Origin of the sequence: Micromonospora sp. 15K316, from assembly GCF_004348525.1 — a bacterium.
Classification (GTDB): Bacteria; Actinomycetota; Actinomycetes; order Mycobacteriales; family Micromonosporaceae; genus Micromonospora.
This window is the reverse complement of the sequence record NZ_SMKG01000230.1, coordinates 1-9,087: the sequence shown is the minus strand read 5'-3', so window position 1 is coordinate 9,087 and position 9,087 is coordinate 1. Positions and strand designations below refer to the sequence as shown.

Here is a 9,087-nt window from a genome sequence, read left to right as displayed (position 1 = left end):
GGCGACCGCGCTCGCCACGGTGGCGGGGGTCGGCTGGTGGGGCGCCGCCGGCTGCGTGGCCGTCGCGGGGGTCGGACTCGGCGTCGCCGTCGAGGGCGTCCGCCGCCTGGTCGTGCGTCTGAGCGCGGGACGGGCACCGGAGCCGCTCACATGATCGAGTTCGCGCTCCTGCTGCTGCTCGCCGGGATCGGCCCGGTCCTGCTCGCCGAAGCCCTGCTCGCCCGCTACGAGGTGCTGGCCTATGCCGCCGGCTGGCGGGCCCCCACCACGACGCTCCCCAAGGGCATGCCGCACGCCCGGGGCGCGGACCCGGGCCGCCCGCCGGCCGCCTACCTGGTCTATCTGGACGGCATCGGGAAGCGCCGCTTCCACGACACCCGCGACGGGGGCCGGCTGGTCAAGTGCCTGATCGCGGGGGCGCCGGAGCTCAGGGTGCTGGGCCAGGTCCAGCCCTACTCTCCGCTGGCGAATCCGCTCGCCAACCGGCCGGTCTGGAGGTGGTTGCGCCGGCGGGTCGGGCTGCTGCTCTTCCTGCACAACGTGATGCAGATCTTCGTCGCCGCCGATCGGCGGTACCGTCCGCTCTACAACCGCGCGGTCGGGTCGCAGATCGCCGCGCAGCTGCGGCTCGCCGGGTACCAGCCGGAGAGCGGCATTCCCGTGGTGCTGCTCAGTTACAGCGGCGGGGCCCAGGTCGCCACCGGCGCGGTCGGCGAGCTCTGGTCCCAGCTGCGCTCCCCGCTCTGGCTGATCACGCTCGGCGCGTTCCACAACGGCGCCAACGACATCAGCCACGCCCAGCACCTCGACCGGCTCACCAGCGCCGGCGACCGGATCGAACGGGTCGGCACCTGGATCTTCCCGCAGCGGTGGCGGCTGTTCCGGGGAAGCGGGTGGAACCGCGCCGACCGCGAAGGGAAGATCACGGTGCACCGGCTCGACCCGGCCACCCACGTCGGCCCGCTCAGCTACATCAGTCCGCAGGCCCGGCTCGCCGACGGCCGCAGTCACCTCGACCGGACCGCCGCCACCGTGATCGCGCTGATCCGGGATCGCCTCGCCGCGACCGCGGGAACCGACGGCCCGCTGTCCTGAGCCGCGCCTTCATCGCCGGCGGTCCTGCTGCCGCGAAGCGGGCCGGGCGGGGAGCGACGCGGCTCGCCCACGGCGCGATCCTGAACCGGGTTCTCTGCGCGGACGGCAAGGTCCGCACGCTCGACCCACGAGGAGCAGCGCCACGGTCGTCCGGCGGTCCGGCACCCACGCCGAGGCCCGAGCGGAGATCGGCCGGCGAGTCGGGCCGTCCCGACGACCCGACCCACCGGCGTCGGGTCAGCCGGCGCTGGACCGGGCCCAGAGGTTGATGCCGGACTCGGTCGCGTACCTGTCGATCTCGGCCAGCTCCTCCTCGCTGAACGCGGTGTTCTCCAGCGCCGCCACGTTCGCCTCCAGCTGCGCGACGCTGCTCGCGCCGAGCACCGTGGAGGTCATCCGGGGGTCGCGCAGCGTCCAGGCGATCGCCAGCTGCGCGAGGCTCTGCCCGCGCCGCCCGGCGATGCCGTTCAACGCCCGGATCTTGCCCAGGTTCTCCTCGGTGAGCCACTCCGGGAAGAGGGAGGTCTGCGCGCTGGCGCGGGAGTCGGCGGGCACTCCGTCCAGGTAACGGTCGGTCAGCATGCCCTGCGCCAGCGGCGAGAATCCGATGCAGCCGACCCCCTCCCGCTCCAGCACGTCGAGGAGCTCGCCCTCGATCCACCGGTTCAACATCGAGTACGACGGCTGGTGGATGAGCAGGGGCGTACCGAGGTCACGGAGGATCGCGGCGGCCTCGGCGGTGCGGGCCGGCGAGTACGAGGAGATGCCGACGTAGAGCGCCTTGCCGGCGCGTACCGCCGCGTCCAGCGCACCCATCGTCTCTTCCAGCGGGGTGTCCGGGTCGAAGCGGTGCGAGTAGAAGATGTCGACGTACTCCAGGCCCATCCGCGTGAGCGACTGGTCCAGCGACGCGGTCAGGTACTTGCGGGAGCCGAGGTCGCCGTACGGGCCGGGCCACATGTCGTAGCCGGCCTTCGTCGAGATGATCAGCTCGTCCCGGTACGGGCGGAGGTCGGTGGCGAGGATCCGGCCGAAGTTCTCCTCGGCCGACCCGTACGGAGGGCCGTAGTTGTTCGCCAGGTCGAAGTGGGTGATGCCCAGGTCGAAGGCGCGGCGCAGGATGGCCCGCTGGGTCTCCAGCGGCCGGTTGCCGCCGAAGTTGTGCCACAGGCCGAGCGAGACGGCGGGCAGTTTCAGGCCACTACGACCGGTCCGGCGGTACTCCATGGCGCCGTACCGGTCGGGCTCGGCGAGGTAGCTGGTGTTCACGGCACTCCTGTGATCGTGGGCGGGCGGTGGCGGCGGTCGGCACGGACCGCTCGCCGGTCAAGCCTTCAGCATCCCCCGTGCGCCTGGCCGCCGGGGCGGTCACGGGGTGGGTAGCCTGGCCGCGAGGGTGAGGGGAGGGCCGTGAGCAGAGCGGTCGAGGAGTCGAACCGGGCGATGCTGCGCGCCCGGGACGCGATGGACCGGGCGTACGCCGACCCGCTGGACATCCCGGCGCTGGCCCGCATCGCCCACGTCTCCGAGGCGCATTTCATCCGCACGTTCCGGGCCACCTTCGGCGAGACCCCGCACCGCTACCTCCAGCGCCGCCGGGTCGAGCGGGCGATGTACCTGCTGGTCCGGACCGACCAGGACGTCACCGACATCTGCTTCGCGGTCGGGTTCAGCAGCCTCGGCACCTTCAGCCGGACGTTCCGGCAGATCGTGGGGGAGTCCCCGACCGGGTACCGGCGGCGCAAGGCGCCCGTGGACGTGCCGACCTGCTTCACCAAGGCCTGGACCCGACCCAGCAGTTTTGGATAAGCAGCAGGTCAGGGTGGGCCTCTAGCGTCTTGGGCATGACTTTGAACGCACTCACCCGATCCTCGATCTACGTTCTCGACCAGGACGCGGCGCTCGACTTCTACGTCGGCAAGCTCGGCCTGGAGGTGAACACCGACGTCGACCTCGGCTTCATGCGCTGGCTCACGGTCAACGTCCCCGGCGACAGGAGCCGGGAGATCCTGCTGGAGAAGCCCGGCCCGCCGGCCCTCGACCCGGCGACCGCCGAGCAGGTCCGCGAGCTGCTGACCAAGGGTGCCATGGGCGGCTGGCTCTCCATCACCACCGACGACGCGCGCAAGACGTACGAGACGCTCGTCGCCAAGGGGGTCGAGATCACGGACGAGCCGAGCGAGAAGTCGTACGGGATCGACTTCGGGATCCGCGACCCGTTCGGCAACAAGATCCGTATCGGCCAGATGCGCGAGGGCTGACCCGCCGCGTCCGGGCTGTGCGGGCACCCGCGGATCGGGAGGCGCGGCCACCACCGCGCCTCCCGGAACGGGTGCGGAGCCGAACGCCTGCGCACCGCGTCGGCCCACCGTTTGGTTAAGGTCTCTCGCACCAGGCGGCGAGGGAGGATGACGGTGGCGGACGCGGAACTCGTCGTCGAGGTGGCGGGGCCGGTGGCGACGGTGGTCATCCACAACCCGGCCCGGCGCAACGCGATGACCCCGGACATGTGGCGGCAGCTCCCGCCGATCCTGGACCGGCTGGAGGCCGAACCCGCCGTCCGCGCGCTGGTGCTCACCGGCGCCGGTGACACCTTCTGCGCCGGTGCCGACCTGGGCGACCTGGACGAGTTGCTGGCTGCCGGCGACGGGAGCATCGCGGTCGCCGCCGAGCAGCGGCTCGCCGAGTTCACGAAGCCGACGGTCGCGGCGGTACGCGGCGCGTGCGTCGGAGGGGGCTGCCAGCTCGCGGTCGCCTGCGACCTGCGGATCGCCACGGCCGACGCCCGGTTCGGCGTGCCGCCGGCCCGGCTCGGGCTGGTCTACCCGGCCCCCACCACCCGGCGGCTCACCGCCCTGGTCGGGCCGTCCGCCGCGAAGTTCCTGCTCTTCACCGCCGAACTGATCGACGCCGAGCGGGCCCTGCGGATCGGTCTCGCCGACGAGGTGGTCCCCGCAACGGGTCTCGACGCCCGGGTCGCCGAGATCACCGCGACGATCGCCCAGCGCTCGCCGATCAGCGTCGCCGCGGCGAAGGAGATCGTCGACGACCGGGCCGGGCCGGCCCGGATCGCCTGGTGGCACCGGAAGGTCGCGGAGAGCGGCGAGGCCAGGGAGGGGATCGCGGCCGTCCGCGAGCGGCGTACGCCCCGCTTCGCCTGGACGCCGCCGCACCCCGACTGAGTTGAGCGGGCCGGGGCCGGCGGGTGCCGCGCCGGGGTCACCCCCGACGCGGCCCCCCGTTCCCGCCGGCCGGTCCACTCACCGCCCGGCCAGCGCCGCCCAGCTCGGGACGACCGGCTCCCGGCGGAGCGGCATGCCCGCCTCGACCGGCGTACGGTCGCCCTTGTGCTGGTTGCACGGGTAGCAGGCGGCGGTCGTGTTGCGCCAGGTGTTCCGACCGCCCCGCGAGCGGGGCAGGATGTGGTCGACGGTGTCGGCCGACCCACCGCAGTAGGCGCAGCAGCGGCCGTCGCGCCGTAACACCCCCGCCCGTGACCAGGTCGGCCCGGCGCTGAACCGCCACCGGGTCACCACGTACCGGACCAGGCGGACCACCCGGGGCATCGGGAAGACGCCGATCAGCTGGTCCGGCTCGGCCTCGTGGATCTCGGCGACCCGCCGGCAGAGCATCCGGATGGCGTGCTGGATGGTGACCCGGTGCAGCGGGCCGAGGTCGGCGTTGACGACGAGGACGGCATTCACCGGAATCTCCCTCCACGGTGGCGGACGAACGAGGCCGGACAGCGAAAGAGCCGCCCGGTCCGGAGGCGGAACGGGCGGCTCGACGTGTGCGCAGGCACCTCAGTCGGGTCGACCGTCCCCGGGGTCTTCGGCTCGGTAACCGCCGGCGAGCAGCCACGACGGCACGGTGGTGACGTGCGACATCGACATGGACGGCTCCCGGAGCGGCGGTTGACCTTGCGCGATCACGGTAGGTCCGCCCGGGAGAACCGGGCAACGGATTTCGCGCAGGGCGAGGCCGCCGGCTCCCGCGCGGGGCCACTGATAGCGTGCTGCGCCGGGCCGGGCCGACGGGACGGTCACGGCCGCCGGGCGAACAGGCCGAGCGGCCGTACCGAGTGGACGGGTTCGGCCGCCGCGCCCTCCGCCCGCAGGATGTGGTTGGCCGCGACGATGCCGGTCGCCGCCGCGCGCTCCATCAACGCGCTGGGGAACTCCGTGGCGACTCCGTCACCGGCGAGGTAGAGGCCGTCGGCGTCGGTGCGTACCCCCGGCCGCCAGGCGTGACCGCCCGGGGGGAAGGCAGGTGCCCGCGCCTCCACCCGGGCGCGCAGCTCACGGACCGACAGCCCGGCGACCTCCGGCCAGAGCGTCGCCAGCTCGCCACGCATCCGCTCGGCCAGCTCCACGGCGGGTACGCCCGGCTCGCAGGCGTACGCGTGCAGCTCGACGACGCTGCCGCCGGTGCGCTCGGCCCAGCGTCGGGGCTCCCGCTCCAACCGGTGGTAGAGCGTCACCGAGTCCAGGGTGGACTGCCGGGTGACGCCGTTGAAGACCGGCCGGTCGGTGCGTACGTCCCCGTCGAACCAGTAACGGGCCACCGCATAGGGCGGGCCGGGCGCGCCGAACGCGGGCACGGCGGCCACCAGCCGTGGCGCCTGCTCCGCCAGCGCCGGTGCGGCGTCGACCAGCGCGGCGAGCGCGGGTGGGTCGACGGCCAGTACGACGTGCGCGGCCTCGTACCCGACGCCGCCGTCGGTCAGCGCCCGCCAGCCCCCGCCGGTGCGGTGCAGCGTGGTGACCCTCGCGCCGGTCAGCACCCGCCCACCGTGCCGCTCGACGTGCCGGGCCAGCGGCGTCCAGATCGCCGTCGTGTAGTCCTCGTCCGGCGCGTCGAACGCCAGCCCCTCCCCGTTGCCGAGCAGGTAGAAGTGGAACTGGGCGACCAGCTCGGCGGCCGACATCTCCGACTCGTGGTTGAAGAACGAGTGGGCGAAGACCTCGAAGAGCATGGCGCGGGCCCGGTCCGGCAGCCGCAGCGAATCGAGCAGCTCGCCGGCGGTGGTCCCGTCCAGCTCGGCGTACGTGCGCACCGGGTGGTACCCGAGCAGCGGCAGCGCCGCGTCCCGGTCCATCCGCCGCAGGTCGGACAGGTGCAGGCTGGGGCTGCGGGTCAGCAACGCGAGCAGGTTCAGCGGCGGCGCGGCGGGCAGGTCGCCGAACTCCTCGGTCGCCCACCGCTCGGCGAGGATCGGGTAACCGGGCACCGGGCGGAGGAACCGCAGGTCGGGGTCGATCCGGCGGAGAACGGCCCGCCAGTTGTAGTACTGCCGGAAGAAGGCGTGGAACCCGTGCTCCACCTGCTGCACCCCGTCCGCGAGCGGCTCCGGCCAGGCCCCCGCCCGGCCGCCCAGGGTGGGCGCGGACTCCAGCACGGTCACCCGCACCCCGCGCTCGGCGAGCACCACGGCCGCCGACATGCCGGCGATCCCGCCCCCGACCACCACCGTCGCGACCGGGTGCGGCACCCGGGGCGGGCCACCACCGCCGGGGTCGACGAGGTGCCGACGTACGCCGAGGAGGCGACCGGCCAACCGCGACAGTGCCATCGCGTGACCTCCTCCGGCCTCGGCTGCGACGCGGTGCGTCAGGCGGGTGTGCCACCCGGGACGTCGGGGGTGAGGCAGCGGCGCTCCCGGTCCGAGCCGGGCCAGACGTACTCGAGGTCGGGTGGGACGTCACCGAAGAGCGGGCGGTAGTGCTCCGGGTCCTTACGGACGAGCGACGAGCGGTGGCTCAGGTGCAGGTCCTCGCGACCCAGCCAGGGTGGCAGCTCACCGGCGGCGGCCAGCTCCGCCTGGACCCGTACGGTCCCGATGCCGCAGGCGGCGGCGAGGTCGCGGGTCATCGTCACGGCACAGGTGTCGGCCCGTCCCGGCTCGACCCAGACGGCGCACATGTCCAGCCCGTACCGGGTCAGCGCCTCCTCGTACCCCGCCCACATCTTCACCGCGGGGTGGTTGCGCCACCCGTACGTCGGCCAGGTCAGCCCGCGCAGCACCTGGATCGTCTCCACCCGCTGCTTGCCCAGCCGCTTCTGGTCCAGCGTCCGGGCGCTGGCCAGGAAGTCCGGGTACGGGAGGAAGGTCTGCATCGCTGCTGTTCTACCCGCAGCCCGGGCCGCCATGCCTGCACCACGCGCGAACCGGATGGCCTCGCCCGGCCCGGTCGTTCTTACTACGATCCGGACATGGGGGAGCCGTGGCGGGATCGGGCGCGACGGGCGGTCGAGTGGAACTGGCGGCTCCGGCCCGCCGGTGATCCCCGCCCGCACTACGTCGTCTGCGGGCGGGACTCGCTGGCCTACTACGTGGCGAAGGCGCTGCTGGAGAGCGATCTGCCCGGCGGCGGGGCGCGGGTGACCGTGGTGGTGCCGGAGCGGTACCGCGCCAACGGGGCCGACGTGGCGACGCTGCGGGGCGTCCGCCTCGTCCGCTCCGACCGGCTCGACGAGGCGACCTTCCGGGCCGCGAACCTGGCGGGCGCGGCCGGGCTCGCCCTGCTGCACCAGGACGACGTCGGCAACCTGCACGCCGCACTCTGCGCCCAGGCCGTCGACAAGCACGTCCGGCAGGTGCTGCGGATGTTCAACGGCACCCTCGCCGACGGCGTCCGTACCCTGCTCCAGGCCCCGGTCGAGGTGCTCTCCGACGCCGAGATGGCCGCGCCGGCGTTCGTGGCGGCGGCGCTCGGCGAGGTCGACCCCACGCACTTCCAGCATCGGGGCCGTACGCTGCGGGTCGCCCGCCGGGCCGACGTGCGGGAGCAGGACGTGGCCTGCGGGCTGGCCGACCGGCGCGACCCGCAGCGGGTGCTGCTGCTCCCGGCCGACCCGTCGACCGCCGATCTGGTGCTCGCCGAGGCGACGGGGCAGCCGCCCGGCACCGAGATCGCGGCGCGGAAGCTGGTCCGGGCCAGGCGTCGGCGGCGGCCCGTCGCGGTGCTGCTGCGGGCGGTACGGGGCTTCGCCACCCGCAAGATCGGTATCGCGACGATGCTCGTCCTCGCGGTCGTCGTCGTGCTCGGTGCGCTGATCGCCCAGGCGGAAGGGGTCTCGCCCGCGGAGGCGCTCTACGTCACCCTGGTCACCACCCTCAGCGGCGCCGACCCGGACACCTCCAAGTCGCCCGACGCCCAGGTGATGCAGGTCGTGCTGAACCTGGCCGGGCTGGCCCTGATCCCGCTGATCACCGCCGTCGTGGTGGACGGGATCGTGAACGCCCGGCTGGCCCTGCACACCGGCCGGCTCCAGCCGCACCGCTCCGGTCACGTGGTGGTGGTCGGCCTCGGCAACGTCGGCACCCGGGTGATGGCGCAGCTGCGCGAGTACGACGTCGAGGTCGTCGCGATCGACAAGGACCCGGAGCCGCGCGGCGGTGCGCTGGCCCGGCAGTTGGAGGTGCCGCTGATCGTCGGCGACGCCGCGCAGCCGGAGACCCTGGAGGCGGCCTCGGTGGCCGACTGCCAGGCGTTGGTGATCGTGTCGACCGACGACGTGGCCAACCTGGAGGCGGCGCTCGCCGCGCGGGAGACCCGGGCCGACCTGCGGGTGGTGCTGCGGCTCTTCGAGAACGACTTCGCCGAGCGGGTCGAGGAGGCGTTCGGCCTCGGCGTCTCCCGGTCGGTCTCCTACCTGGCCGCGCCCGCGTTCACCGGCGCGCTGACCGAGCGGGCGGTCATCGCCACCATCCCGGTCGGCCGGCACGCGCTGCCGGTGGCCGAGGTGCCGGTCGCCGCCGGGTCGGAGCTCGACGGGCGACCGCTCGACGTCGTCTCGCGGGAGGGGCAGGTGCGGCTGATCGCCCGTACGCCGGCCGGTGGCGGGCGGACGATCTGGTGGAAGGACCTCGACCCCCGGCAGGTGATCTTCGCGGGCGACCGGTTGACGGTGGTCGCCCGCCGCGGCGGGCTGGACTGGCTCACCCGGCACTGCGCCCCGCCGGCCCCGCCCGCGCGGGACAGCCTCCCC

At 74.0% G+C, this 9,087-nt stretch carries 9 protein-coding genes; 5 read left to right on the top strand and 4 right to left on the bottom strand.

Annotated features, from left to right (window positions below; genetic code table 11):
• The first annotated feature begins 150 nt into the window (after positions 1 to 150).
• The gene (locus tag E1211_RS27470; RefSeq protein WP_132352358.1) at positions 151 to 1,095 is read left to right on the top strand and encodes a hypothetical protein; all 945 of its coding nucleotides are present in this window, start codon (positions 151 to 153) and stop codon (positions 1,093 to 1,095) included.
• Positions 1,096 to 1,332: 237 nt separating this feature from the next.
• Here E1211_RS27470 and mgrA read toward each other — a convergent pair whose 3' ends face one another.
• Positions 1,333 to 2,322: an L-glyceraldehyde 3-phosphate reductase gene (gene mgrA, locus E1211_RS27465; RefSeq protein ID WP_132352362.1), complete on the bottom strand. Its 990-nt coding sequence runs from the start codon at positions 2,320 to 2,322 to the stop codon at positions 1,333 to 1,335.
• Positions 2,323 to 2,505: 183 nt separating this feature from the next.
• On the opposite strand from mgrA, the gene E1211_RS27460 reads away from it, so the two are divergent.
• The 3 genes from E1211_RS27460 to E1211_RS27450 all read left to right on the top strand — a co-directional run bounded on the left by E1211_RS27460 (position 2,506) and on the right by E1211_RS27450 (position 4,277).
• Positions 2,506 to 2,904 carry a helix-turn-helix domain-containing protein gene (locus tag E1211_RS27460; protein ID WP_207915530.1) on the top strand — a complete coding sequence of 133 codons (399 nt, stop codon included), beginning with the start codon at positions 2,506 to 2,508 and terminating at the stop codon, positions 2,902 to 2,904.
• Positions 2,905 to 2,939: 35 nt separating this feature from the next.
• Positions 2,940 to 3,356, top strand: coding sequence for a VOC family protein (locus tag E1211_RS27455; RefSeq protein ID WP_132352356.1), 417 nt, complete (start codon positions 2,940 to 2,942; stop codon positions 3,354 to 3,356).
• 147 nt (positions 3,357 to 3,503) lie between these two features.
• Positions 3,504 to 4,277 (top strand): enoyl-CoA hydratase/isomerase family protein, encoded by a 774-nt coding sequence (locus tag E1211_RS27450; RefSeq protein ID WP_132352354.1) that lies wholly within the window; start codon positions 3,504 to 3,506, stop codon positions 4,275 to 4,277.
• 78 nt (positions 4,278 to 4,355) lie between these two features.
• Here E1211_RS27450 and E1211_RS27445 read toward each other — a convergent pair whose 3' ends face one another.
• From E1211_RS27445 to E1211_RS27435, 3 genes are all read right to left on the bottom strand, one after another.
• The gene (locus E1211_RS27445; protein ID WP_132352352.1) at positions 4,356 to 4,799 is read right to left on the bottom strand and encodes an HNH endonuclease; all 444 of its coding nucleotides are present in this window, start codon (positions 4,797 to 4,799) and stop codon (positions 4,356 to 4,358) included.
• Positions 4,800 to 5,137: 338 nt separating this feature from the next.
• Complete coding sequence (locus E1211_RS27440; RefSeq protein WP_132352350.1) at positions 5,138 to 6,667, bottom strand: FAD-dependent oxidoreductase; 1,530 nt, start codon at positions 6,665 to 6,667, stop codon at positions 5,138 to 5,140.
• 38 nt (positions 6,668 to 6,705) lie between these two features.
• Positions 6,706 to 7,212 carry an MSMEG_6728 family protein gene (locus E1211_RS27435; RefSeq protein ID WP_132352348.1) on the bottom strand — a complete coding sequence of 169 codons (507 nt, stop codon included), beginning with the start codon at positions 7,210 to 7,212 and terminating at the stop codon, positions 6,706 to 6,708.
• A gap of 96 nt (positions 7,213 to 7,308) precedes the next feature.
• Here E1211_RS27435 and E1211_RS27430 point away from each other — a divergent pair.
• Positions 7,309 to 9,087: TrkA family potassium uptake protein (locus E1211_RS27430; protein WP_132352346.1), on the top strand; the 1,779-nt coding region annotated here is incomplete at its 3' end.

Coding starts and splice junctions, on each gene's coding strand:
- E1211_RS27470 (WP_132352358.1), top strand. CDS start 151: ATGATCGAGTTCGCGCTCCTGCTGCTGCTCGCCGGGATCGGCCCGGTC.
- mgrA (WP_132352362.1), bottom strand. CDS start 2,322: ATGGAGTACCGCCGGACCGGTCGTAGTGGCCTGAAACTGCCCGCCGTC.
- E1211_RS27455 (WP_132352356.1), top strand. CDS start 2,940: ATGACTTTGAACGCACTCACCCGATCCTCGATCTACGTTCTCGACCAG.
- E1211_RS27450 (WP_132352354.1), top strand. CDS start 3,504: ATGACGGTGGCGGACGCGGAACTCGTCGTCGAGGTGGCGGGGCCGGTG.
- E1211_RS27440 (WP_132352350.1), bottom strand. CDS start 6,667: ATGGCACTGTCGCGGTTGGCCGGTCGCCTCCTCGGCGTACGTCGGCAC.
- E1211_RS27435 (WP_132352348.1), bottom strand. CDS start 7,212: ATGCAGACCTTCCTCCCGTACCCGGACTTCCTGGCCAGCGCCCGGACG.